Annotated in this window: 19 protein-coding genes; 10 read left to right on the plus strand and 9 right to left on the minus strand. The window is 68.3% G+C overall.

Annotated features, from left to right (window positions below):
• Positions 1 to 155 precede the first annotated feature (155 nt).
• The 4 genes from OG817_RS12315 to OG817_RS12330 all read left to right on the plus strand — a co-directional run bounded on the left by OG817_RS12315 (position 156) and on the right by OG817_RS12330 (position 2,907).
• On the plus strand, positions 156 to 716 hold the full coding sequence (locus OG817_RS12315) for a hypothetical protein (protein WP_406054201.1): 561 nt from the start codon (positions 156 to 158) through the stop codon (positions 714 to 716).
• 5 nt (positions 717 to 721) lie between these two features.
• On the plus strand, positions 722 to 1,597 hold the full coding sequence (locus OG817_RS12320; protein WP_406054203.1) for a universal stress protein: 876 nt from the start codon (positions 722 to 724) through the stop codon (positions 1,595 to 1,597).
• Between the two features lie 119 nt (positions 1,598 to 1,716).
• Positions 1,717 to 2,649, plus strand: a complete 933-nt coding sequence (locus tag OG817_RS12325) for a universal stress protein (RefSeq protein WP_406054205.1) — start codon at positions 1,717 to 1,719, stop codon at positions 2,647 to 2,649.
• Positions 2,650 to 2,664: 15 nt separating this feature from the next.
• Entirely contained in the window at positions 2,665 to 2,907 is a 243-nt protein-coding gene (locus tag OG817_RS12330) for a hypothetical protein (RefSeq protein ID WP_406054207.1), read from the plus strand.
• Between the two features lie 81 nt (positions 2,908 to 2,988).
• Here the strand turns inward: OG817_RS12330 and OG817_RS12335 are convergent, their stop codons facing one another.
• Together OG817_RS12335 and OG817_RS12340 are read right to left on the minus strand one after the other, a co-directional pair.
• On the minus strand, positions 2,989 to 3,603 hold the full coding sequence (locus OG817_RS12335) for a DUF4937 domain-containing protein (protein ID WP_406054209.1): 615 nt from the start codon (positions 3,601 to 3,603) through the stop codon (positions 2,989 to 2,991).
• Positions 3,604 to 3,676: 73 nt separating this feature from the next.
• Positions 3,677 to 6,052, minus strand: coding sequence for a phosphoketolase (locus tag OG817_RS12340; RefSeq protein WP_406054211.1), 2,376 nt, complete (start codon positions 6,050 to 6,052; stop codon positions 3,677 to 3,679).
• A 128-nt stretch (positions 6,053 to 6,180) separates the two neighbouring features.
• Between OG817_RS12340 and OG817_RS12345 the strand changes: the two genes are divergently transcribed.
• Positions 6,181 to 8,886 (plus strand): GNAT family N-acetyltransferase, encoded by a 2,706-nt coding sequence (locus tag OG817_RS12345; protein WP_406054213.1) that lies wholly within the window; start codon positions 6,181 to 6,183, stop codon positions 8,884 to 8,886.
• 75 nt (positions 8,887 to 8,961) lie between these two features.
• On the opposite strand, the gene OG817_RS12350 is transcribed toward OG817_RS12345, so the two are convergent.
• From OG817_RS12350 to OG817_RS12360, 3 genes are all read right to left on the minus strand, one after another.
• On the minus strand, positions 8,962 to 9,321 hold the full coding sequence (locus tag OG817_RS12350; protein ID WP_406054215.1) for a hypothetical protein: 360 nt from the start codon (positions 9,319 to 9,321) through the stop codon (positions 8,962 to 8,964).
• Positions 9,322 to 9,586: 265 nt separating this feature from the next.
• Complete coding sequence (locus OG817_RS12355; RefSeq protein WP_406054217.1) at positions 9,587 to 10,033, minus strand: pyridoxamine 5'-phosphate oxidase family protein; 447 nt, start codon at positions 10,031 to 10,033, stop codon at positions 9,587 to 9,589.
• Between the two features lie 168 nt (positions 10,034 to 10,201).
• A complete protein-coding gene (locus OG817_RS12360; RefSeq protein ID WP_406054219.1) occupies positions 10,202 to 11,395 on the minus strand; it encodes an acetate/propionate family kinase in 1,194 nt (397 codons plus the stop codon).
• 296 nt (positions 11,396 to 11,691) lie between these two features.
• Here OG817_RS12360 and OG817_RS12365 point away from each other — a divergent pair, with 296 nt between their 5' ends.
• A complete protein-coding gene (locus OG817_RS12365) occupies positions 11,692 to 12,981 on the plus strand; it encodes an IS110 family transposase (RefSeq protein ID WP_406047187.1) in 1,290 nt (429 codons plus the stop codon).
• Between the two features lie 11 nt (positions 12,982 to 12,992).
• Here OG817_RS12365 and pta read toward each other — a convergent pair whose 3' ends face one another.
• The 4 genes from pta to OG817_RS12385 form a co-directional block, all read right to left on the minus strand.
• On the minus strand, positions 12,993 to 15,071 hold the full coding sequence (gene pta, locus OG817_RS12370) for a phosphate acetyltransferase (RefSeq protein ID WP_406054220.1): 2,079 nt from the start codon (positions 15,069 to 15,071) through the stop codon (positions 12,993 to 12,995).
• Between the two features lie 98 nt (positions 15,072 to 15,169).
• The gene (locus OG817_RS12375; protein ID WP_406054222.1) at positions 15,170 to 15,760 is read right to left on the minus strand and encodes a CBS domain-containing protein; all 591 of its coding nucleotides are present in this window, start codon (positions 15,758 to 15,760) and stop codon (positions 15,170 to 15,172) included.
• Positions 15,761 to 15,987: 227 nt separating this feature from the next.
• A complete protein-coding gene (locus OG817_RS12380; protein WP_406054224.1) occupies positions 15,988 to 16,512 on the minus strand; it encodes a DinB family protein in 525 nt (174 codons plus the stop codon).
• A 158-nt stretch (positions 16,513 to 16,670) separates the two neighbouring features.
• Positions 16,671 to 19,421, minus strand: coding sequence for an AAA family ATPase (locus tag OG817_RS12385; RefSeq protein WP_406054226.1), 2,751 nt, complete (start codon positions 19,419 to 19,421; stop codon positions 16,671 to 16,673).
• A 134-nt stretch (positions 19,422 to 19,555) separates the two neighbouring features.
• On the opposite strand from OG817_RS12385, the gene OG817_RS12390 reads away from it, so the two are divergent.
• The 4 genes from OG817_RS12390 to OG817_RS12405 are packed head-to-tail and all read left to right on the plus strand — an operon-like array spanning position 19,556 to position 24,325.
• Complete coding sequence (locus OG817_RS12390; RefSeq protein WP_406054228.1) at positions 19,556 to 20,767, plus strand: hypothetical protein; 1,212 nt, start codon at positions 19,556 to 19,558, stop codon at positions 20,765 to 20,767.
• Complete coding sequence (locus OG817_RS12395) at positions 20,764 to 21,954, plus strand: hypothetical protein (protein ID WP_406054230.1); 1,191 nt, start codon at positions 20,764 to 20,766, stop codon at positions 21,952 to 21,954. The genes OG817_RS12390 and OG817_RS12395 overlap by 4 nt, the downstream gene beginning before the upstream one ends.
• A complete protein-coding gene (locus OG817_RS12400; protein ID WP_406054232.1) occupies positions 21,951 to 23,123 on the plus strand; it encodes a hypothetical protein in 1,173 nt (390 codons plus the stop codon). The genes OG817_RS12395 and OG817_RS12400 overlap by 4 nt, the downstream gene beginning before the upstream one ends.
• Positions 23,120 to 24,325 (plus strand): hypothetical protein, encoded by a 1,206-nt coding sequence (locus OG817_RS12405; protein WP_406054234.1) that lies wholly within the window; start codon positions 23,120 to 23,122, stop codon positions 24,323 to 24,325. Before OG817_RS12400 ends, OG817_RS12405 begins: the two co-directional genes overlap by 4 nt.
• The last annotated feature ends 52 nt before the right edge of the window (positions 24,326 to 24,377 follow it).

Below are 24,377 nucleotides of genomic sequence, written 5' to 3' on the forward strand. Positions count from 1 at the left end.
CCAGCCTGGGGCCGCGTGGTGGTCCGGTCCTAGCGGCAAGAGTCCCTAGGTGACGGGCCGTTCGGCTGATGATGCTGAGGTGAGAACGGCCCTGACCGGCGGATGGGGTACGACCCCACGATCGAGGTGTCCGAATCGAGTGAAAGGAAGACACCATGACCACCACGCCGAACCGGGACCACCTACCGGCTCCCACGATCACGCCCGACGGTGATCGGTACCCAGTCATCACCACGGCGGCCGGGCGTGCGCTCGCCGTACTGCGGATTGCCTTCGGCCTGACCTTCTTGTGGCCGTTCTTCGACAAGCTGTTCGGGTTCGGCTACGCCACTCCGGCCGGTAAGGGCTGGGTTGACGGTGGCGACCCGACTGCGGGTTTCTTGGGTAAGGGCACCAGTGGCCCGTTGGCGGACTTCTATCAGTCTCTGGTGGGTGATTGGTGGGTGACTCCGTTGTTCATGGTCGCGCTGGCCGGTATCGGTCTGGCGCTGACGTTGGGTATCGGGATGCGGATCGCGGCTGTCAGCGGTTCGCTGTTGTATCTGATGATGTGGTCGGCGAATCTTCCGCCGGAGAACAACCCGGTGCTGGATGAGCACATCCTGGGTGCCATCACGCTCGTCGTTCTCGCGCTCGTTGCTGCTGGCAATGTGTGGGGCTTGGGCGGTTGGTGGGGCAAGCTCGACATCGTCCGCCGCTACCCGTGGCTGCGGTGACCACGATGCCTGTCCGGCCGGTCATCCACGTGGGAGTCGACGGCTCCTGGCGTGACACCGGTGCCCTGGAGTGGGCCCTGCAGGAGTCGCTGCTCCGGCACGAGTCACTCCAGGCGGTGCACGTGATCGAGGGCAAACTCCGGCACGCGCCGGGTTGGGACCTGGACGTCGTCGACGACTCCTCGCTGGAGATCGTCAGCGAGGTCCAGAAGCACCTGGACGAGAGCCCCGGCTCGCTCGACCACGAGGCTGATCTCGTGGTCGGGCCACCGGCTCGGACACTGACCGAACTCGCCGCCGGCAGCAGGATGCTGGTGGTCGGCCGTCGGGGGATGGGGACGTTCAAGCGACTGCTGATCGGATCCACCTCGGAGGCGGTCGCGGGCACCGCGATGGTCCCGGTCGTGATCGTGCCCGAGCACTGGCAGCCCGGCGTCCACTCCGGTCCGGTGCTGGTCGCGGTGGACGATTCCGAGAACAACGATGCGATCATCGAGTTCGGCATCGAGGAAGCGACTGGCCGCGGGCTGGCCGTGCGGCTGGTCCATGCGTGGGACCTGCCGGCGATGTACAGGTGGGACGCGATGAACGTCGCCGGCGTCAGCGCCGAATGGACCGAGAACGCCAAGGGCCACTTCGAGAACGTGGTAGCCGCGTGGCGGCAGAAGTACCCCGGACTGGAGATCCACGCAGATGTCCGCCGTGGCCACCCGGTCGACGGCGTCGTCACAGCGGCATCGGAGTACGACGCGCAGCTCCTGGTCGTCGGCACTCAACACCACACCAGGCTGCGGTCCTTTGTGGTCGGCTCCGTGACCCGGGGCGTGCTCCACCACGCGACGTGCCCGCTGGCCGTCGTACCGGCGGCCCACAAGCGGTAGAAGCTCTTGGCCGAAGGTCCTCCCCACATCCGTCCGTCCGGCGGGCGCAGAGGGCATCCTCGGCTCTGCCGAAGCCGCCGAGATCGCGACAGGCTCGAATTGACAGAGAGGTGACAGAGATGAGTACGTGGACACGGACCGGGCCGGTAGTGGTTGAGGTCGATGGAAGCGCGGAGAACCTGCGGATCGTGGATTATGCGGCCGCGGAGGCGCTCCGGAGTGGCGCTGAGCTCGTGCTGGTGGCGCCGTACTCGGCGCATGGTTCGTTCTCGCCGATGATGCCGGGGTATGCGCCGAAGGCGCCGGCCGAGGTCGCGGATGCCGCCTTGAGGGCGGCTGTCGCGCATGTGCGGCATCGAGACGGTTATGCGATGGAGTTGGCCGCGGTCGCCGGCGAGGGCTCCCGCATGCGAGTGCTTGCGCATGCGGCGCGGAAGGCGCGGATGCTGGTGGTCGGCAGGGCGCGCAGCCGCGGTCCGCAGCGGCTGATCAACACGCACGCCAGCCTGACGCTGGCCAGTCGGGCCGGCTGCCCGGTGGTCGTCGTACCGGCGTCGTGGAAGCCGTCACTGGTGGATCGGAAGGTTGCCGTCGGCATCGATGGTACGACGCTGTCGTCGGAGGCGCTCGAGTTCGCCTTCGGTGTGGCGGCGGGCCGGGAGGCGGACCTCATCGTCGTGCACGCTGGTCTTCCCACTGACCATGCCTGGAACGACGAAGACTCCGAGCACTCGTGGATCAGCCGAGCTGATCACCTGCTGTCGGAGACCCTCGCCCCATGGACGAGCCGGTTCCCGGACGTGAAAGTGACGCGGTTCCTGAGCAGCCGTCAGCCGGCTGCCGCTCTGGTGCACGAGAGTCGCGAGGTCGGACTGATCGTGGTCGGATCGCACGCTGGTCCGTTGCCGGTCGATCCGGTCGCGCGCCGTTCGGTGGCCGCGATGACGTGCCCGGTCGCGATCGTGCCACATCACCTGACTACAGCTGAGCGCGAGCACGTGACAGTGCAGCGCGATGCCCGGCGCGGCGAGCTCGCCGTACCGACGTACTGACTTGAGGAGGCGGCCATGCTGATGCATTCGACTGGTCTTGGAGCGGGCTGGATCATCTTCCTGGTGGCGCTGTGGATTCTTCTTGCCGGAAGCGCTACCTGGGTCACGATCTCCCTGATCTCCCGTCCGCGTCCGCACCCGGCCACGCTCCCGTCGCCGCTCGACATCCTCGAGCGCCGCTTCGCCGCCGGCAAGATGACCCGCGACGACTTCGACGAAGCCCGCGCCCGCCTACGCACCCACGACCTGGACCGCTGATCTACCAGGACCAGACCCGGCCGGCCACCGGGGATTGGCCCTACCACCCGACTATCTGCTCAAACGCTGCTTGATGAGGCGTCAGGTTGTGGGCGGCACGTACCAGGCCGCCTCGAGCGGTATCTTGTGGCCGATCATGAACTGGATATCGCGAGTCGGTTCGGCGCGTTCGTGCAGTCGTGGGAAGTGCTCCCGCCGGTACTCGTTGTGGGCCTCGGCGCTCTCCCATTGCGTCACCACCAGGAACTCGTTCGCGTCCCGCCGAGCGAAGAGCCCGCCTTGAAAACCGAGCGCTCGGATCATGCCCGGATTCCAGACCGAGGCCTGAACGTCGGTGAAATGGCTGATGCGTGGCTCGTAGATCTCGCAGCGCGCCACCCGCAGCATCTCCCGCCCGGCAACGTCTCCGGGAGAATGACCGATGATCTGCAATGTCTCGTACACCCGTACATCTATGTCCGTGTACGTCCCGACTTGGCGCTTGGCGAGCAGATCGTGCGGTCCGCGCATGAAGGCCTGATAACTTCCACGCTCCGCCCACAGGCCGAAGATGTGAGCGATGCTCGAGGCATCCGTGTCCCAACCGCCGCGTTGACCGAGGAATCCCGGGACGCCTTGGAGATCTGCCCAGTCCTGTTGCCCCTGATCGAAAAGATCCCGATCACCCACCGCGCACCGGATCCACTTCAGCAGCACTCGGCCAACCTATACCCCAACGGCCGCGCGGCCGCCCTGGCGTCATCGATGCCTACGACGACCATCTTCTCGGTTACGTCGTTCCGGTCCACTGCCAGTTCGTGATCTCAGGCATGTCCTCACCGTGGGCCAGGATGTAGGCGTGGTGCCGGGCCCGCTGGTCGATGAGCCACTGGCGTACGTCGGCGGCACGCTGACCGAGACCGGGGACGCGGTCGATGACGTCGAGGGCCAGGTGGTACCGGTCCAGGTCGTTGCGTACCACCATGTCGAACGGCGTCGTGGTCGTGCCTTCCTCCTTGTACCCGCGGACGTGGAGGTTGCGGTGGTTCGTCCGGCGGTAGGTGAGCCGGTGGATCAGCCACGGGTACCCGTGGTACGCGAAGATGACGGGCTTGTCCGTCGTGAACAGCGCGTCGAAGTCGGCGTCGGCCAAGCCGTGTGGGTGCTCGCTGGCCGGTTGCAGGCGCATCAGGTCGACCACGTTGACGACCCGGACCTTCAACGACGGCAGGTGCTCGCGCAGCAGGCTCACCGCGGCGAGCGTCTCGAGCGTCGGTACGTCGCCCGCACACGCCATCACCACGTCGGGGGCGCCGTCGTCGTTGCTGGCGAAGTCCCAGATGCCGAGGCCGCGAGCGCAGTGCAAGGCGGCAGCCTCCGGACCGAGCCAGTCCGCCTGGGGCTGCTTCCCGGCGACGATCACATTGATGTAGTCGTGGCTGCGCAGGCAGTGCTCGGCGGTCGACAGAAGCGTGTTGGTGTCCGGCGGCAGATAGACCCGGATCACCTCGGCCTTCTTGTTCACCACGTGGTCGATGAATCCAGGGTCCTGGTGGGAGAAGCCGTTGTGGTCCTGCCGCCAGACGTGCGAGGTGAGCAGGTAGTTGAGTGAGGGGATCGGTCGTCGCCACGGGAGCGAGCGGGTGACTTTGAGCCACTTCGCGTGCTGGTTGACCATCGAGTCGACGATGTGCACGAACGCCTCGTAGCAGGAGAACCAGCCGTGGCGGCCGGTCAGCAGGTAGCCTTCCAGCCAGCCTTGGCAGGTGTGCTCGCTGAGGATCTCCATCACCCGGCCGTCCACCGTCAGATGCTCGTCGGTGGGCAGGACTTCGGCGTTCCAGGCCTTGCCGGTGACCTCGTAGAGCGCGTCGAGCCGGTTGGAGGCGGTCTCGTCCGGACCGAAGACGCGGAAGTTGCGGTGGGCCAGATTGTCGCGCATCACATCGCGCAGGTAGTAGCCGAGGACCCGGGTCGGCTCGTGCTCGGTTTCGCCCGGAGCGGCCACCGGTACGGCGTACCCGTCGAGCTCCGGCAGCTCGAGATCCCGGCTGAGCAGGCCGCCGTTGCTGTGCGGACTGGAACCCATCCGGCGGTCATCGGGCGGAACCTGTGCGAGGAGCCGCTCCACGGGCCGGCCCTCGGCGTCGAACAGTTCTTCCGGCCGATAGCTACGCAGCCATTGCTCCAGGAGGCGCAGGTGGTCCGGCGATGTTCGTACCTGCGACAGGGGCACCTGGTGCGACCGCCACGTCCCCTCGACCAGTACGCCGTCGACCTCGTGCGGTCCGGTCCAGCCTTTGGGCGTGCGCAGGACGATCATCGGCCAGGGCCGGCGGGGTGTCTCATGGCCCGTGCGTGCCTCGGCCTGGATGTCGGCGATCTCGTCGAGGACCTGGTCGAGGGTGAGTGCGAGCGCCTGGTGAACGTGTTCGGGTTCGTTGCCTTCGACAAGGTACGGACGGTAGCCGTATCCCTCGAAGAGACGGGTCAGTTCGTCGTCGCCGATGCGCGCCAGGATGGTGGGGTTGGCGATCTTGTAGCCGTTGAGGTGCAGGATCGGCAGGACCGCGCCGTCGGTGCGGGGATCGAGAAACTTGTTCGAGTGCCACGAGGTGGCCAGCGGTCCGGTCTCGGCCTCCCCGTCGCCGACCACGCAGGCGACCACGAGGTCGGGGTTGTCGAGGACGGCGCCGTACGCGTGGCTGAGGGAGTAACCCAGCTCGCCGCCCTCGTGGATCGAGCCGGGCAGCTCGGGCGCGACGTGACTCGGGATGCCGCCGGGGAACGAGAACTGCCGGAAAAGCTTCGCCATCCCGTCCGCGTCACGGGACACGTCCGGGTAGGTGTGGCTGTAGCTGCCTTCGAGCCAGGTGTTCGCCGCGATGGCCGGTCCGCCATGTCCCGGACCGATGACGTACATCATGCTCAGGTCACGCCGCCGGATGACCCGGTTGAGGTGCGTGTAGAGCATGTTGAGCCCAGGCGTTGTACCCCAGTGACCGAGCAGACGCGGCTTGATGTGCTCTGGCCGTAGTGGCTCGGTGAGCAGGGGGTTGCCGAGTAGGTAGATCTGGCCTGCGGACAGATAGTTGGCCGCCCGCCAATAGGCATCGAGGTTGGACACCTCGTCGGCGGACAACGGCTTACCGGTGAGCTCATCCATGGCTCCCAGCGTCCCGGTAGCGGCATGCGGTCACCCAGAGTCAAAGGTCCCGCCGTCGCGGGACCGATCGGCACTGGCCCGGCAGGCGGCGCCGCGGTGAGCTGGTGGGGCGTCGGAAGGAGACGCCCATGAGGTCGATCGAGCAGGCGGCCGGACGGCCGGGCGCGGGCTGGGATGTGCTGGCGTCGGACGGTTCGGTGGTGCGGATCCGTCCGCTCCGGGAGGACGACGAGCCTGCGCTGGACGCGATGAACGAGCGGGTCTCGGATCGCTCGATCTATCTTCGCTTCTTCGGGATCAGCCGGTCACTGGCCGGACAGTTTTCGCACCACCTGGCGACAGACCACGACGGTCATGTCGCGTTGGTGGCGGAGTACGGCGATCAACTGGTGGGTGTGGCGAGCTACGAGCCGCTGCGCGCGGGCGAGGCCGAGATGGCCTTCCTGCTCGAAGATTCGGTCCACGGCCGCGGGATCGGGACGTTGCTGCTGGAGCAACTCGCCGCGACGGCCCGGGAGAACGGGATCCAGCGGCTGCGCGCCGACACACTGGTCGAGAACGCCCCAATGCTCCGCGTGTTCGCCGGCTCCGGCTTCGAACAGGTCCGCAAGCTCGACAGCGGGGTCATCGAGCTGGTCCTCGACACGGCGTACCGCCCGTCCACGCTGGAGCGGATGGCCGACCGCGAGCGTGCGGCCGGGGACCGTTCGTTGCATCGGCTGTTCTCACCTCGCGCGGTGGCGGTGATCGGAGCCGGCCGGACCCCGGGCGGGATCGGCCACGAGGTCCTGCTGAACGTTGTCAAGGGCAACTTCACCGGATCGGTGTACGCCGTGAATCCGCACGCGGACCGGATCGCCGATGTTCCGTCGTACCCGTCGGTCGTGGAGGTGCCCGGCGTGGTTGATCTCGCGGTGATCGCGCTACCGGCCGAGCAGGTGCGAGACGTGCTGACGGACTGTGCCGCCAAGGGCGTCGGGGGAGCGGTGGTGCTGACCGCCGGCTTCTCCGAGCTCGGGGCCGCGGGGCGCCAGCTGCAGCGGGAGATCCTGGAAACTGCTCGCCGACACAGCATCCGGCTGATCGGTCCGAACTGCCTCGGGTTGGTGAACACGGACCCCGCGATCAGCCTGAACGCGACCTTCGCGGAGGTGTCACCGATGCCTGGAGCGCTGGCGATCGCGGCGCAGTCCGGCGCTGTCGGCATCGCCGTACTCGACCAGGCCGCCCGGACCGGGCTGGGCATCTCGGAGTTCGTCTCACTCGGCAACAAAGTCGATGTCAGTGGCAACGACCTGCTGCTGCACTGGTGGGGCGACTTGCGGACCGCGGTGATCGGCCTGTATCTGGAGTCGTTCGGGAACCCGCGCAAGTTCGGCGGGCTGGCCCGGCTGGTCGGCCGGACCAAGCCGATCCTGGTTGTCAAGGGCGGCCGATCGGCGGGCGGGCGCCGGGCAGGTGCCTCGCACACTGCCGCGGCGGCGACGCCGGAGACCGCGGTGGACGCGCTGTTCGCGCAGTCCGGCGTGCTGCGGATGGACACCGTCGAGGAGCTGGTGGAGACGGCCCGGGTGCTCGCGGTCCGGCCGTTGCCTCGTGGCCGTCGGCTTGCTGTTGTCGGAAACGCCGGTGGTGCAGGCGTACTCGCGGCGGATGCGGCCGGTCGCCTGGGCCTCGAGCTGCCGGAGCTGAGTGAGACCGTTCAAAGGGAGTTGGCTGCGATTGGCGCCGTGGGCAGCGGGAATCCCGTCGACCTCGGCGCCGCCGCGTCACCGACGAGCCTGGCGCAAGCCTTGAAGATCATCGTCGACAGCGGCGAGGTCGACACCGCGCTGGTCTGCTACGCGGCCACGCGCGCCGGCCGGGTCGAGCGCATCTACGACGCTGTCGCCGGCGCCGCAGTCCAGGCCGATGTGCCGATCGTCGTGAACTGTATCGGTTCAACCCACGCCGCGCCGGAGATCGCGCTGGCGGACGGTCGCCGGTTGGCGGTGTTCCCGTTCCCGGAGAGTGCCGTCCGCGCCTTGGCCCACGCCGTGCGGTACGCCGAATGGCGGTCCCGGCCGCAGGGCGTCGTACCGGATCTGCCTCGGGTCGATGCGACCGCGGCGCGGGCTGTGGTGCGGTGGTTCCTCGAGCGCAACCCGGAGGGTGGCTGGCTGGAGCCCCTACACACCGGTCAGCTTCTGCAGTGCGCAGGAGTTCCGGCGATCCCGGTTCTCTCCGCTTCGAGTCGCTCTGAGGCGATCGCGGCGGCTGAGTCGGCGGGCTATCCGGTCGCGCTCAAGACCGACGCCCCCGGCGTACTGCACAAGACCGACATCGGCGGCGTCCGGGTGGGACTGGTCAACTCGGCGCAACTAGGCACCGCGTACGCCGAGGTCACCGCGGCGACCGGGGATCCGCGTGTTGTGGTCCAGGCCATGGCGCCCAGCGGAACCGAACTGGTGATCGGCGTCGTTCGAGACCGGCTGTTCGGCCCGCTGCTCATGGCCGGCAGCGGCGGCATCCTGACTGACATCCTGGCCGACCGCCAATGGCGAGGCCTGCCACTCACAGACCTGGACGCCACCGACATGCTCCACTCCCTGCGCTGCGCACCACTCCTGGCCGGCTACCGCGGCGCACAGGCCGCCGACGAGGAGGCTGTCCTGGATGTCATTCATCGCATCGCCTGGCTCGCCGAGCTGGTCCCCGAACTGGCTGAACTCGACATCAACCCGCTGATCGCCGGCCCGTCCGGTGCGTTCGCGGTCGATGTCAGGATGCGCCTGACGCCGACCAACCCTGAGCCCGATTGGTACGCGCGCCGCATGCGCGCAGGCGGCGCCTGATCAGAGCCGGACCCGCTCGGGGTGGCTCAGGAACCTGGTGCCGGTCACTGTCTCGGCGGCGCCGAGGAAGGCTGGTCATCGCACGTGTTCGAGTGACTGCTCGATCCGGAGAGCGACTCGGGACAGGGCGCGAAGCGCGGCCGTTGTCTCGGCGATCTCCTGGTGGGAGGTGGGCGGGTGGACGGTGCGGTAGAGGTCGTTGCGGAGGTCCTCGAGGTGGTCGACGAGGTGCTCGATCTCGTGCGAGACGATCGCGTCGTGTGGCTGCTGGTGCGCGACGAGGGGCAGGATGTGGCCGCGAAAGGCCGTGATCGTGTGCTGCGCTTCGGCGAAGCGCCGCTCCTCCAGGAACCAGTTGTCCGACGCGCAGTTCTCCGCGATGCGCTCGAGGTCGGCCTCCCAGCGCTCGATCTCCTGTTGCAGGGTGGTGGTCATGACTACTCCTCCCATTGCTGATACTTCAGCGTTGCGCCGGGGAGGAGGGTGGCGCTGCGGGCAAGAGTCCCGACTCGGGAAGTCGTTCGGCGGTCGGTCGGTCGCCGGTCGGGGGCCCTGAACTCCACACGACGGTGTCGATCGGGCCGGCGCAGATCAACTGAGGCCGGAAACCGAGCGGTTCGGCGTACTCCGTGACCAGTGCCTGGAGGTCTTCGCGCAAGGCGCTGGAATCAGGTGGCTGCAGTAGCTGGAAAAGCGTGGCCTAGACGCCTGCTCGCGGACGCTGTCCCCACGGGAGAAGGCGCCGGCCGTCGAGAGACTCGATGCCCAGCCGGACCACCTGCGGATCGTCCAGCGGCAGCCAGGAACGCAGCGGCAGGGCAGCGCGGAGCGCCGCGGTCTCGTCCGGGGTTGCGACGGACAGGTGGCCGACGGCGGTGATCGTCCAGCCGAGGTGCCGCTCGAGGTCCACATCGTCGGCCTCGAAGGCGACCACATCGCCACGTTCGGCGGCCCTGAGCTTGTCACCCGGGCCGGTGCTGAACACGATGGTGTCGTCGTCCAGGACGAAGTTGACCAGCCGGACCGCCGGGAGGCCGCCGTCGGTGTAGACGAGCCGCCCGAGAGGGACGGATCGGAGCAAATGCAGACAGTCCGCGTTGCTGACAATCTCCAGGCGAGAGTGATCGAATGCTCGCTGCGTGGTCACTTGGGGCCTCCAAACACTGGACAACTGCCTTGACCTGTCCGTGAGCCAACGATCGCTGGGGAAGACTGACCGATGTAGGGCCGAAAGTCCTGCTTTGCATGGACCCGGTGAGCGGACAGCATGTCGAGATGCCGCGAGTCGATCGACTCAATCGCCCCTGACCAACCATCAGGCGAGTACGACGCCGAGCGCCTCGCGGGCGATCTGCCACTCCTCGTTGGTGGGGACGACGAAGACCGCGACCTCGCTGTCATCGGTGGAGATCCGGCGGGCTCCGGTGGCCGGCTCGTTGTTGCGGTCGTTGTCGATGCAGATCCCGAGGCGTTCCAGGCCGTTCAGTGAGGTGGCTCGGACTTCGGCCGAATGTTCACCGACACCGGCGGTGAAGACGACGGCGTCGACTGTCTCCAGGACGGCGTAGTAGGCGCCGACGTACTTGCGGATCCGGTGGCAGTAGACGTCGAAGGCCAGACCGGCGTGTTCGTCACCGGACGCGCGCAGTCGTTCCAGTTCACGGAAGTCGTTCTCGCCGGCGAGGCCTTTGAGTCCTGATGCCGAGTTGAGAGCCAGGTCGATGTCCTCCGCGGACAGGCCCACCTCTCGCATCAGGTACGCCGGGATCGCGGGGTCCAGGTCTCCGGATCGGGTCCCCATCACGAGCCCTTCCAGCGGGGTCAGGCCCATGGACGTCTCCACCGACCTGCCGCCCCGGACGGCAGAGGCCGAGCAGCCGTTGCCGAGGTGCAGCACGATGGTGTTCGTCTCGGCCGGATCGCGTTCGAGCAGTCGAGCGGTCTCCTGGGAGACGAACGCGTGCGAGGTGCCATGGAAGCCGTACCGGCGGATCCCGTGATCCTCCAACCAGGCCAACGGCACCGCGTAGGTGTAGGCCTGCGGAGGAAGGCTTTGGTGGAACGCCGTGTCGAACACCGCGACCTGTGGCAGGTTGGGGAACAGTCGGCGGGCGACTCTGATTCCCTCCAGGTTCGCCGGATTGTGTAGCGGGGCGAGTGGCACCAGTTCGGTCACCTCGGCGACCAACGCGTCGTCGATCAGTGCCGAAGCGGAGAACCGGGAGCCGCCGTGGACAACTCGGTGGCCCACCGCCGCCAGGTCGAGGCCGTCGAGTGACGGCCCGTGTGACTCGAACGCACCGATCGCCAGGCGCAGCGCGTCCTCATGGCCGGGAATCGACCGCGTCGTCTCGGTCTCACCGTCCGGGCCGCGATGGAGGTGGCGGCCTTGTCTTTCGCCGATGCGCTCAGCCAGGCCGGAGGCGGCTGCTTCACCGGTGCGAGCCTCGACCAGGCTGTACTTGAGCGACGAGGATCCGGCGTTGATCACGAGGACGTGGTCGCTCACTGGTCTACCTTCCTCGGGTCAGCGCTTCTGGACGAGGCGTTGATGCACCCCGGGTGCTGCCAGGTCACTGCCCTGCTCGCTTGACGCCGAGGACGTCCACGATGAGATCTGCAGGAGCTGGTGGTTGCCCGGGACGTGTGGACCGTCGATAGGGCTGCGCGCCAAGACCGGGCCGACCGTGAGGTCGTCTGGTTACGAGCGCCGATCAGTGAGCGAACCGGCAGACACGTCCCGGCACCAACGACACCCGAAAAAGAGGGTGCCTCCCCACTGGGTCTAGCAGCGAGGAGGCTGACGTGAAGTCTGCCACCAACACCCGAAATAGTGAACCGGCCACCAGCACCAGCACCACCGGCCTGCCCGAGTTCCCGCCCAACGATCTGACCGCGGGAGTGGACTGGGCACGCGACGACCATGCGCTCTGCATCGTTGACGGCCGTGGCCGCAAGATCGCCACGACCACGGTCGAGCACACCACCGCCGGTCTGCGGGACCTGACCAACTTCCTGGGCCGCCACGGCGCCAGCGAAGTCGCGATCGAACGCCCCGACGGGCCCGTCGTCGACGCCCTGCTCGCGGCCGGGCTGACCGTGGTGGTGATCTCCCCGAACCAGGTCAAGAACCTGCGCGGCCGCTACGGCTCGGCCGGCAACAAGGACGACCGCTTCGACGCCTACGTCCTGGCCGACACCCTGCGCACCGACCGGGCCCGGCTGCGGCCCCTGGTCCCCGACACCGAGCCCACGATCGCGCTGCGTCGCACCTGCCGTGCCCGAAAAGACCTGGTCAAACACCGTGTCGCGGCCGCGAACCAGCTCCGCGCACACCTGCGCAACGTCTTCCCCGGCGCCGTCGGCCTGTTCGCCGCGATCGACTCCGAGATCTCCCTGGCCTTCCTGGCCCGGTTCGACACCCAAGACCGCGCCGACTGGCTCACACCCAAGCGGCTGGGCGAGTGGCTGGGCAAGCAGGGCTACTCCGGCAAGGTCGACCCCGCCGTCTTGCACCAGCGTCTCACCGACGCACCCCGCGGAGCCACCGGCGAACACGCCACCAGCCAGGCCCCGATCACCGCCGCCTACGTCACGCTGCTGCAGACCCTGCACGCCCAGATCAAGGCACTCTCGACCCAGATCGACCACCAGCTCGACACGCACGCCGACGCCCACATCTTCACCAGCCTGCCCCGCTCCGGACGAGTCCGCGCCGCCCGGCTGCTCGCCGAGATCGGCGACTGCCGCGCCAGGTTCCCCACCCCCGAGACCCTGACCTGCCTGGCCGGCGCCGCCCCCTCCACCCGCCAATCCGGGAAACTCCGCGCGGTCGGATTCCGCTGGTCCTGCGACAAACAACTCCGCGACGCCGTCGTCGACTTCGCCGCCGACTCCCGCCACGCCAACCCCTGGGCCGCCGACCTCTACAACCGCGCCCGAGCCCGCGGCCACGACCACGCCCACGCCGTCCGCATCCTCGCCCGCGCCTGGCTCCACATCATCTGGCACTGCTGGCAAGACCAAGTCCCCTACAACCCCGCCAACCACCGCGCACTCCAACGCCTCCTCGCCCCCCAGAACGAGGCGGCTTGACATAGGGCTTCTCATCGGGCACCCTGCTGAGCCTGAACGGCGGTGATGGCGACCGTGTTGACGATGTCTCGCACCGTCGCACCCCGGGAGAGATCGTTGACAGGTTTGCGCAGGCCCTGCAGGACGGGTCCGACCGCGACGGCGTTCGCCGATCGCTGGACGGCTTTGTAGGTGTTGTTGCCGGTGTTGAGATCGGGGAAGACGAACACGGTGGCCCGGCCCGCCACCGGCGAACCGGGTAGCTTCGTCCTCGCCACGGCGCTGTCGATCGCGGCGTCGTACTGGATCGGTCCCTCGACCGGCAGTTCCGGCGCCCGCGCGCGGATGATGGCGGTTGCCTTGGACACCTTTTCGACATCGGTGCCCGCGCCGGACATGCCGGTCGAGTACGACAGCATCGCGAGCCGTGGTTCGATGCCGAAGGCCACTGCTGTCGCGGCCGACGAGATCGCGATGTCGGCGAGCTGCTCGGCGGTCGGATCGGGGTTGACGGCGCAGTCGCCGTACACGAGGACCTGGTTCTGCAGGCACATGAAGAACACCGACGAGACGACGGATACACCCGGCACCGTTTTGACGATCTCGAGCGCCGGCCGGATGGTGTGGGCCGTGGTGTGCGCCGCGCCGGACACCATGCCGTCGGCCAGGCCGAGCTGGACCATCATCGTCCCGAAGTACGACACGTCCCGGACCAGTTCGCGGGCGCGGTCCAGGTCGACCCCACGATGCTGCCGGAGCTGGTGCAGTTCCGTCGCGAGTCGCTCACCGAGTTGATCGCGCTCCGGGTCGACGAACCGGGCGGTGGAGAGGTCGGCCCCCAGCGCAGCCGCCTTGGCGCTGATCACGACCGGGCTCCCGAGCAACGTCAGGTCGGCCACGCCCCGGCGGAGCAAGACGTCCGCGGCCCGCAGGATGCGCTCCTCCTCGCCTTCAGGCAGGACGATGTGTTTGCGTTGGGCAACTGCTTCGTCGATCAGCTGGTGCTCGAACATCAGCGGTGTGACCGCGCTGCTGCGGGCGACCTCGAGCTGGTCGAGGAGGGCGTCGCTGTTCACGTGCTGCTCGAACAGCGCCAAGGCCGCGTCCACCTTGCGCGGCGAGTTCTTCGTGAGCCGGCCGCGGACAGCGGTCAGGGCAGCCGAGGTAGCCTGCGTGTCGAGCGTGGTCTCGATGATCGGCAGGGTCACGCCAACGCCGTCGAGGAGCCGCTGCACCTGGGTCGGCAGCGTGAAACCGCCGTTGAGGACGACGGCGGAGATCTGCGGGAAGTTGAGCGAGGCGTGCGCGACCACGACCCCGAGAACCACCTCCGGCCGGTCCGCGGCGGTCACCACCGCGGCTCCGTCGAACAGCCGGTCGAGCACGTTCGGCATTGTCATGCCGGCGACGACGAGGCCGGTGACCTCTCGTGTCAGCAGGGTGGGGTCACCGCTCAGCAGGCGACCGTTGACCGGGGGCAGCAGGTCGGCGACCGTGGGTTGGCTCAGCAGCGGCTCCTCTGGCAGAGCGAAGGCCGATCCGCCGACGCCGGCCAGTGCGGCGACCGCATCGTCGAGCTGCTGGGGGTCGACGCGATTGGCAAGCACTGCCGCGAGTGAACCGTGGTTCTCCCTGAGCTCACCGACCGCCATGTCGGCGATGGCTCGAAGGTCATGCGGGCTGTGCTGGAACCCGTTGAGGACCAGCAGGACCGGCGTACCCAGGTTGGCGGCGATCCTGGCGTTGTAGGAGAACTCCGTCGGACTACCCACATCGGTGTAGTCGCTGCCGACGACGAGTACGGCGTCGGCCCGGTCGGCAATCTGGTGGTAGCGCTGCACGATCTCGTCCAGCGCGGCGTCGGGGTCCGCGTGCACCTCGTCGTACCTCACGCCGAGGCAGTCGTCGTACGCGAGCTGGACTGCGTCGTGGGCTGTGAGCAGATCCAGGACGTAGTCACGGCCACCGTGCATCGCCGTGTCCGGGCGAACGATGGGGCGGAACACGGCCACGCGTTCGACCCGCCGCGACAACTGCTGAAGTACTCCGAGGGCCACCGTGGACTTCCCGGTCGACCCCTCCACCGACGCGATGTAGACGCTGCTCCCCATGCCTGAACCCTAACCACTCTCCGAGCCGGGCGGCGCGGACCGAGCGGCCGGTTCCGGTCGGGACCTTCGGCGCTGTAGGCGGCGGGCCGGGCGTCGTGTCAGCGGATGTGAACGGCGATGACGCCGCGGATGCTGCCGGCCAGGACGCCGGCGAGGTTGCGCTCGCGCGGGTCGGCCGGGCCGGTGACCGTGACGATGCCGTCGTGGGCTTCGATCTGCCAGTCCGGGTTCTCGGGCCGGATGATTTCGTGAACCTCGGCGCGGATCCGGTCGTCACGGCCGGCCAGCAGGTGGATGACGTCGCTGCGGCTGATCATGCCGACGACGCGGCCGTGATCAAGTACCGGCAGACTCTTCACCATGGTCGACCACATCAGGTCGATCGCGACGTCCAGTTCGTCGTCCGGGTCGACGGTGACCACCAGATGGCTCATGACGTCGGCGATCCGCCGCGGTGGCGTGTCGGTGGTCGTCCAGACGGCGGCGTTCGGGACGTGGCCATCAGTGGGGGCTGTGTCCTGCACGATGTCGGCTTCGCTGACGATCCCCACGAGTACGCCGGTCGCATCGACGACGGGCATGGCGGTGATCTTCCGATCGTCGAGAAGCCGGAGCGCGAGGGTGATCGGCGTCTCCGCTGTCACGGTAACTGCGGGTGCGCTCATCAGGTCCCGGATCAACATCGTCATCACCTCGTTCTGCCGACGATTCCGCCGTCCACCTCCACGATGTGCTCGCGTGGAAAGCGATCCCAGAGTCGAAAGTCCCAGGCAACGCGGGACCAGTCGTCGTGGACGATCCGTACCGCGTCGCCGCCGCCAGCCGTGCCGGCGAAGAGCTGTACGCCGGGTGAGCGAGGACATCCGAGGTCGCCTCGAGAAGCTCGCACGGAACCCGTGGACGCCTGTGACCCAGGTCAGTTCGGCGAGCCGGTCAGGGTGAGCTGGCGGCGGTGGAAGTCGTAGTGCTGGGTGGGGAAGTGATAGATGTCGGCCAAGGTCATGTAGTCCTTGAAGAACGGATCCCATCGGGTGGGGTAATGCATTCCGCGAGCGAGATCGGTGTCGGACTCGGCATCGAGCCGTTGATGCAGTTTGGCGACGACATGGTCGAACATGATCGCCATACGCTCAGGACTCACCGTCTGCCCGGCGGCGTACGAACCGAGGAAGTTGATCTGGTCGAACGGTCGGGTTGCCGCGTTGAGCAGTCGGGCATAGGAGCGGCTGGCCCCCTGCGGTAGCCGACCGAACAGTCGCACGAGCCGCAGCAAGGCACGGATGATCAGGTAGCCGAGCAGCATGTGGAACAGCAGTTGGCGGTTGTTCCAGCGAGTGTCGTTCGTTGCCCTCAGCAAATCCGCTCGATCGGCCGACTCGACCAACCGGCGAAAGTCCGCACGAGCCCGTTCAAGCTCCGCGTGCACCAACTGCCTGTCCATGTTTCATGTCAACACCCGTCCGGCGCCCGCACCAGATCCCGCACTGCCTGCTCCGATTGTGCCAGCCGTAGTGGCGAGCACTGTCAGTACTGCATCGATCGCCATCGGTGTCGTCTCTCTCGCCTGCTGAATTGACTGGTAGCCCGAGTGTCTTTCCGTTACCAGCGGACGAGTTTCCACACCTCTGGTCGGGGTTCGTCGGCGGCGTCGATGTTCGTGCCGTGCGGGGCGCCTACTTCGGCGAAGATCGCCACCGCTGATTTGAGGTGCCGCATCGTCTCGTCGGGGTGGCCCAGGGCGTGGTGCAGGTCGGCGAGGTTGTTGTGCAGCGCGGCCTCGCGGTGGCGGTCGCCTTCCTCGGTGCAGAGGGCGAGCGCGATGGTGGCGAGTTCGAGCGCGGGTTCCAGTTCCCCGTGGGCGCGATGGGCCAGGGCGAGGTTGTTCAGGGCTGCGACGCGACCGGGCAGGTCGCCGATCTGTTCGGCGAGGTCGCGGCCGGTCCTGAGGTGCTGGAAGGCGTCGTCGATGCGGCCGCCGGCGGTCGCGAGCATGCCGAGCATGTTGTGTGCCTGGCCGAGGGCTCGTCGGTCGCCTGACTCGGCGGCGAACGCGAGTGCCTGGCGGGCGAGTTCCGTCGCACCTGCCGTGTCGCCGGCGTCGTGGCGGGTGAGGCTCAGGTCGGCAGTGACGCGGGCGTGCTCGGCGGGTTGGTCAGGCGGCAGGGTGTCCAACGCGGCGCGGAAGTGTGCCTCCGCGAGTGCCCACTCCCCGCGCCGGTGACGCAGGCGCCCAAGCCGGTGTTCGATCCCGGGCAGGTTGGCGGTGGCCGCGTCGGCGGCCGCCAACTCATAGCTGCGTACTGCGGCGGCGTAGTCCCCGGCGAGTGTCTCGAGGTCGCCGATCGACGCGTGCAGCGTGGACGGACTGTCGTGCCCGAGAGCTAGCGCAGCGTGGAGGTGGTCGAGGGCCTCAGCGTTGGCGTAGACCTTCCGGGCTTGGTCGGCGGCGGCAGCGTACGCCTGGGCGGCCTCTTGGTCCTGGCCGGCGAGTTGGAGGTGGTGGGCAACGACTGCTGCCGGGGCGTGGACTGCATGAGCCGCCCGTGCGTGCAGCAGGCGCCGCCGAGCGAGGCTGGTGTCGTCGGACACGAGTCTGCGCAGTTGGTCGTGGACGAAGTCGTAATCGAGGGCACCTTCGCGGATCAGCCCGCGGCGTACCAGTTCCTCCAGCGAGGCGACGGTCTCCTCGTCAGTGCGTCCGCCGACCGCACGGACCGTGTCGACGTCGAAGGATCGCCCGAGGACTGCCGCGGCGGCCAGCACTTGCCTGCCGGTGTCGCTGACCCTGGCAAGGCGTGCGCGCAGGAGGTCGTTGACGCCGGTCGGCACCGGCCAGCTCTCATCGGCACCGGTGGTGAGGGCGTTGAGGTATTCGACGACCAGCAATGGCACGCCTTCGGTCTCGTCGTACAACCGGAGCGACAGTTCGTGGTCCATCGAGGGCCGCGCGGTGGCGAGCAGCTCACCTATCGCTTCCAGGTCGAGCCGTCCGAGCCGATGGACGACGCCACCGCCCTCCGCGACGACACTGCCGAACGGGTGGTCGGCCGGGGTTCGCGAGGTGAGCGTGATCAGCAGCGGCCGACCCACGAGCCGGCGCAGGCCGTACCTGAGCAGGACCAAGGACGCCTCGTCCAGCCACTGCGCGTTGTCGAGGTGGATCACGCCGGGGACAGGCCCGGACACAGCCGCCGCGAGGGTGTCCCAGACGGCGGCCAGGAACCTGGCTTCGGCTCCCGGACCTTCGGCCTGGGGTTCGGGACGGATGTCGGCAATTTCCGGCAGCAACCGGGACACTTCGGCGATCGTCTGCTGCGGTACGTCGTCGACCCAGCGGGCGTCCTCGCGCAGCCGGGCCCGCAGCGCGTCGACCAGTGGCGCGTACGCCAACGCCGCCTCGTCCTCGTACGCGCGGCCGGCCAGTACGGCGGCGCCGTTCTTGCGCAGGTCGAGGACAAGCTCCTCGACCAAGCGGGTCTTTCCGATACCGGCCTCGCCCTCGACCACGACCAGCCGGCCGTCGTGATCGATCGTGTCGTAGACCGCGCGGACAGCCCGGATGTCGTCGTTCCTTCCGACGAACGGTGTCTGGGTCTCCTGCGCCGGAGTCTCCACAGTCTCCGCAGTAGGCGGCGACGCGATCAGCGTGCCCGTGTTGACGGCCTCATAGAGCTCGGTCGTCTCGGGGAGCGGTGAAACACCCAGCTCGCGGGAGAGAGTACGGACGCACTGGCGGTACTGGACCAGCGCTGCGGCCCGATCTCCACTGAGTGCGTACAACCGGACGAGTGCGCGATGGGCCGGCTCGTGCAGGGGGTCGAGCGACAGCCACCGGCGTACGTGAACAAGCGCGGCCGAATAGTTGCCGTCCGCCTCCAAGCCTGCAGCCAGTCGGGCCAGGGCGCCGGTCAGCTCGCGGCGCAGAGTGTCGGCCTGATTACGTGCCCACTCCTCGAAGCCGGGGGCGTCCCGTAGACCGAAACCCTCCAGGAATTCGCCGCGGAACAGCCCGACAGCCGTCTCCAGGTCGCCTTCCGTCACCAGGTCCCGGAAGCGGTCGACATCGACGTAGAGGCCCTGGTTCTTGATCAGGTGGACGTGATCGCGGGTGGTCTCCAGGCACTCGGGCCCGATCGCGGTGCGCAGTGTCGACAGGGTCCGCCGCAGCGCACCGCGGGCGTGCTCGATGTCGGTGTCCGGCCACAGCAGATCAGCCAGGGCGTCACGCGGGCGCGGCCGGTCGGCCAGCGCCAGATGGGCGAGCAGCGCCACCGCCTTGCGGGTGTCGAATCCGACACGCCTTCCCGCTCGCTGGACCCGAGGCGGACCCAACAGGCTGACCTCGATCACCACACCCCCGACCCGTGCGCCGGCGGCGCGGCGGACCGCGCACCGAAACCGTAACGATTCTTGCACGGTGGAGCGCGAACATGTCGTGCGTCGGTGGATCAGGAGTATCCGTGCCTGAAGGGGGAGGGGAGGCCATGGGGGTTCGAGTCGGTGCTGCCCGCCTGGCCTGGCCGGTGTGGGGGCTGTGTGTCGCACTGACCGCAGTCGCCCTCGTACTCTTCGTCATCAACGGGGACGCCAGGCCGGCGGGGTCCTACGGCACCTTGGACGCCGTGGTCGACGTGGCGATCCTGGGCTTTCCGACGGTCGGCGTGGCGATCACCGGACGGCAGCCGGGCAACGCGATCGGCTGGCTGTTCCTCGCCACCGGGCTGGGCAACACCCTCGCGCAGGCCCTGCTCGAGTACGGCGCGTACGCCCTGCTCCGGGCGCCGGGGACGGTGCCCGGCGGCGCCTGGGCCGGCCTGGTAGCCGATGCGGTGATCTGGCCCTCTGTCGCGGCGACCTCGCTCCTGGTGTTCCTCCTCTTCCCGACCGGGCACGTGCCGACGCGAAGGTGGCGGTGGCTGGTCTGGGCGGTGGCGATCGACGTAGCGGCCTACGTCGCCGGTACGTTCCTCAGGCCGGGGGAGCTGCACTACTTCCCGACAGTCTCGAACCCGTTCCCGATATCGATCCCCGTCCTGGCGGAGATCGGCGGTCTCGCCGCACCCGCCCTGGCCGCCGGGCTCGTCCTCGCGCTGGTGGCCATGGCGCTGCGCTTCCGGCGATCGCGCGGGATGGAACGGCAACAGATCTCGTGGATGTTCTACCTCGGAGCCCTGCTGATCGGGTCCATACCCGTCACGACGGCGCTGTCGTTCACCAACCTTGACGTCGGCGGCATCCCGATCTCCGAGCTGGCCTTCGCGGGTCTCCTGCTGGCCATACCTCTGGCCGTCGGCGTGGCGATCCTGCGTTATCGCCTGTACGACATCGACGTCGTCGTCAACCGGACGCTGGTGTACGGCGCTCTGTCGGTGACACTGGGCGCGGCGTACGTCGGGAGTGTCTTGTTGCTGCAGTTGGTGTTGAGCCCGGTGACGCAGGGATCGGGCCTGGCGGTGGCGGTGTCGACGCTCTTGGTAGCTGCGCTGTTCCGCCCGGTGCGGTCGCGGATCCAGGCAACGGTCGACCGGCGATTCTTCCGCCGCCGGTACGACGCGACCAGGACCCTGGAGGCGTTCGGTGCACGGTTGCGGGACCAACTCGATCTCGATGCCCTAGGCACTGATCTGCAGGCCGTGGTGCGCGACACCATGCAGCCGGCCCACGTGACGCTGTGGCTGCGAAAGGCCGACCGATGAGCGCGCGCTGGCCGGCCTGGAGCCTGTTCGGGCTCTTCGTCGGACTGGCTGCGGCAACGCCTGTGCTTGTTGCGGTTCGCGACGGGAACGCATCGGACGCGCTGGTCGCGATCGGGATCGGCTTCGCCCTCGTCGGTGCACTGGTCGCGTCACGGCAACCCGCCAACGCGGTCGGATGGCTCCTGCTCGTCGCCGCTGTTGCCCTGGGCATCGACACGTTCATGACCGTCTACGCCAGCCCGGCGTCGTTGCCCGGCGCGGCGTTGGCGGCGTGGCTGAGCAGCTGGTTGTTGTTCGTGTGGCTCTATCTCCCCGCGCTCTTCCTCACCTTGTTGTTCCCGACCGGTCGGCTGCTGTCGCGACGGTGGCGGGCAGCCGTCTGGCTCGGAGTGGGCGCTGTCGCGGCCAATATCGCCGGGGCCGCTTTCGCGCCGGGCCTCCTCGAGATCACCACTGACCGCCCGATCCGCAACCCGCTCGGCATCGGAGGACGCGTCGGCGAGGCGATCCCCTGGCTGTCTGGCATCGGCGAAGTGCTCGCGGCCGGCACGCTCGTTCTCGGTGGGGTCTCCGTGGCGCTCCGGCTGCGCCGAGCGCGTGGCCGTGAGCGTCAGCAGGTCACGTGGTTCGCCTACATCTGCCTGCTCGCGCTGGTTCCGTTCATCGTTCTCGCGATGGTCAGCATTGTCGCGGGTGATGACGTCCCTCCATGGCTGAACGTGCTGAGCGTGATCGCCTGGTGGTCGCTCGTCGTCCTGGTCCTTGTCGGCTTGCCGGCGGCCATCGGTATCGCGATCCTTCGTCATCAGCTGTACGACATCGACGTCGTCATCAACCGGACCCTCGTGTACGGCGCTCTGACCCTGACGCTCGGTGGGTCGTACCTCGGGAGTGTGCTGCTCCTCCAACTGGTGCTGAACCCGCTGACGCAAGGGTCGGATCTGGCGGTGGCGATGTCCACACTCGCGGTGGCGGCACTGTTCCGCCCGGCGAGACGCCGGATCCAGCTGCTCGTGGACCGGCGGTTCTTCCGGCACCGGTACGACGCGGCCCGGACGCTGCAGGCGTTCGGCTCCCGGCTGAGGGACCAACTGGATGTCGATGCACTGGGCAACGACCTGCAAGTTGTGGTCCGCGACACCATGCAGCCCACCCAGGTGACGCTGTGGCTGCGGGGTTCGCGATGAAGCGGTGGGTACCGATCAGTCTGCTCTGGCTGCTCGCGGTCAGCGTCCCGACGGTCGATCTGGTGGACGAGATCACCAGCAGCGACGGGATTCCGACGTCCGCCGGCTGGTTGGTGTTCGTCCTCGCCTTCGTCTCGGTCGGCGCGCTGATCGTGTCGCGGCGCCCCCGCCATCCGATCGGCTGGATTCTGCTGTTGGCTGGAGTGAGCTCGGTGCTGGTGGGATCCGCCGGCTACGTGGCCGACGAGCTCATCCGGCTGGGAATGGACCAGCCGGCCCTGGTGATCGGTTGGGTCTCGACGTGGGCCTGGCTCCCGGTGTGGCTGGCGCCAACCTTCGGTCTGCTGCTCTTTCCGACCGGCCGATTGCCGTCCAGGCGCTGGCGTCCGGTCGCCTGGCTTGCCGTCGGTGGCTTCCTGGCGCAGTTTGTCACCGCCGCGTTCGCACCGGGGCCGATGGTGGACGTCGGGGTGGACAACCCGTTCGGCGTCGACGTCGGCGTCGATGTGTGGAATCCGCTGAGAGCGGTGGGGATAGCCGCCCTTCTGATCGCCGTCGCAGCCTCGATCCTGTCGCTGGTGGTCCGCTTCCGCTCCGCGCGGACGGTGGAGCGCCAGCAGATCCAGTGGCTCATGTACGCCGGGATGCTCGTCGCCGCCGCCCTCTGCGCGGTGGCCGTATTGGAGACGGTGGGCGGGCCGGCGACCGCTCCCTACGGAGAACTGATCCCCTCCTTCGCACTTGCCACCGTGCCGGTCGCGACCGGGATCGCCATCCTGCGGCACCGGCTGTTCGACATCGACGTCGTAGTCAACCGGACACTCGTCTACGGCGGCCTGACGGTCTCACTGGGCGCGGCGTACGTCGGTAGCGTCCTCCTGCTGCAGTTGGTGCTGAGCCCGCTGACCGAGACGTCGGGCCTGGCGGTGGCGGTGTCGACGCTTGCAGTCGCGGCGTTGTTCCGGCCGGTGCGGTCGCGAATCCAGGTCGTGGTGGACCGGCGGTTCTTCCGGCGCAAGTACGACGCGACCCGGACACTGGCGGCGTTCGGCGTACGGCTGCGCGACGAACTGGATATCGATGCCCTCGGCGATGACCTGCAGGCCGTGGTGCGCGACACCATGCAGCCGGACCACGTGTCCCTCTGGCTGCGGGCGGCCGGCCGATGAACGCCCGTACCGCGCGGCTCCTTGCCTGGGCTCTCGGCGGCGTGGCCGTGGTGCTCACTGCGGTCGCCATCGGTCTGACTGCCGCAGCCGGGACGATCGGGTTGGGCTGGGGAGACCTGACCGTTGTGATGGTGCTGGTGTTCTGCACCGTCGGGATCCTGATCGCACGACGGCATCCGCGTAATCCGATCGGCTGGATCTTCTGCGCGTCCGCGGTGGCCTACGGCCTCGGATCCTTGGCCAGGGGCTACGCCGACCTCCGGGAGGCCGGGGCAGGTTCGGCGGGCTCCCTGGCGGAGGCGGCGGCCGCGTACGCGACTGTGTCGTGGATTCCGGCGATCCTGGTGCCGGCGGCGTACCTGCCTTTGCTGTTCCCGGACGGCCGGCTGCTGTCCGGACGATGGCGACCGGTGGCGTGGTGCGGTGTGCTCGGTATCGCCGGGTTCTTCCTTACCAGCCTGACGAAGCCGGGTGCGCTCGAGGACTTCCCTACCTTGGCGAACCCGTACGCGATCGACAGCGTGGTACGGGCGATCGGCCAGGGCGTGAGCGCGCTGATGGTACTGGCTGTCCTCGTCGCGTCGCCGCTCTCACTGATCCTGCGGTTCCGCAGAGCCGGCTACGAGCAGCGCCAGCAGATCAAATGGCTGGTCTGGGCGGGCGCCTTGGCCGCCGCGACGATCGCGATCGGCACAGTCGGCTACGAGCTACTCACTCCCGCCGTGGCCAACACCGCGATCATGCTCAGCGTCCTCGGCCTGCCGGTCGCGACGGGCATCGGCATCCTGCGCCACCGCCTGTACGACGTCGACGTGGTGATCAACCGCACCATCGTGTACGGCGCCCTGACCGTCACGCTGGCCGCCGGATATCTGGGCAGCGTGCTGCTGCTCCAGCTGCTGTTGCGCCCGGTGACACAAGGCTCGGGACCGGCCGTGGCGGTGTCGACGCTGGCGGTCGCGGCCCTGTTCCGCCCGGTGCGCACGCGGATCCAGGCCACGGTCGACCGCCGGTTCTTCAGGAGCAGGTACGACGCAGCCCGGACGCTGGCCGCGTTCGGCGTACGACTGCGCCACGAACTCGACTTGGAAGCGCTGGCCACCGACCTGCGCGGCGTTGTGTACGACACCATGCAGCCGACCCAGGTCTCGCTGTGGCTGCGAACCGATGATCGTAACGATTCCCGGACGACGGATCAGTAGAAAGGGCTTGTGATGGTCGCATTGAGCAGCACCTTCCGCCGACTCCGCGGGC

Origin of the sequence: Kribbella sp. NBC_00889 (genome assembly GCF_045207705.1) — a bacterium.
Taxonomy (GTDB): domain Bacteria; phylum Actinomycetota; class Actinomycetes; order Propionibacteriales; family Kribbellaceae; genus Kribbella.

What these genes read in the sequence shown, in the direction of transcription:
- OG817_RS12315 (WP_406054201.1), top strand. Translation starts at nt 156, where the DNA reads ATGACCACCACGCCGAACCGGGACCACCTACCGGCTCCCACGATCACG.
- OG817_RS12320 (WP_406054203.1), top strand. Translation starts at nt 722, where the DNA reads ATGCCTGTCCGGCCGGTCATCCACGTGGGAGTCGACGGCTCCTGGCGT.
- OG817_RS12325 (WP_406054205.1), top strand. Translation starts at nt 1,717, where the DNA reads ATGAGTACGTGGACACGGACCGGGCCGGTAGTGGTTGAGGTCGATGGA.
- OG817_RS12330 (WP_406054207.1), top strand. Translation starts at nt 2,665, where the DNA reads ATGCTGATGCATTCGACTGGTCTTGGAGCGGGCTGGATCATCTTCCTG.
- OG817_RS12340 (WP_406054211.1), bottom strand. Translation starts at nt 6,052, where the DNA reads ATGGATGAGCTCACCGGTAAGCCGTTGTCCGCCGACGAGGTGTCCAAC.
- OG817_RS12345 (WP_406054213.1), top strand. Translation starts at nt 6,181, where the DNA reads ATGAGGTCGATCGAGCAGGCGGCCGGACGGCCGGGCGCGGGCTGGGAT.
- OG817_RS12350 (WP_406054215.1), bottom strand. Translation starts at nt 9,321, where the DNA reads ATGACCACCACCCTGCAACAGGAGATCGAGCGCTGGGAGGCCGACCTC.
- pta (WP_406054220.1), bottom strand. Translation starts at nt 15,071, where the DNA reads ATGGGGAGCAGCGTCTACATCGCGTCGGTGGAGGGGTCGACCGGGAAG.
- OG817_RS12375 (WP_406054222.1), bottom strand. Translation starts at nt 15,760, where the DNA reads ATGACGATGTTGATCCGGGACCTGATGAGCGCACCCGCAGTTACCGTG.
- OG817_RS12380 (WP_406054224.1), bottom strand. Translation starts at nt 16,512, where the DNA reads ATGGACAGGCAGTTGGTGCACGCGGAGCTTGAACGGGCTCGTGCGGAC.
- OG817_RS12390 (WP_406054228.1), top strand. Translation starts at nt 19,556, where the DNA reads ATGGGGGTTCGAGTCGGTGCTGCCCGCCTGGCCTGGCCGGTGTGGGGG.
- OG817_RS12395 (WP_406054230.1), top strand. Translation starts at nt 20,764, where the DNA reads ATGAGCGCGCGCTGGCCGGCCTGGAGCCTGTTCGGGCTCTTCGTCGGA.
- OG817_RS12400 (WP_406054232.1), top strand. Translation starts at nt 21,951, where the DNA reads ATGAAGCGGTGGGTACCGATCAGTCTGCTCTGGCTGCTCGCGGTCAGC.
- OG817_RS12405 (WP_406054234.1), top strand. Translation starts at nt 23,120, where the DNA reads ATGAACGCCCGTACCGCGCGGCTCCTTGCCTGGGCTCTCGGCGGCGTG.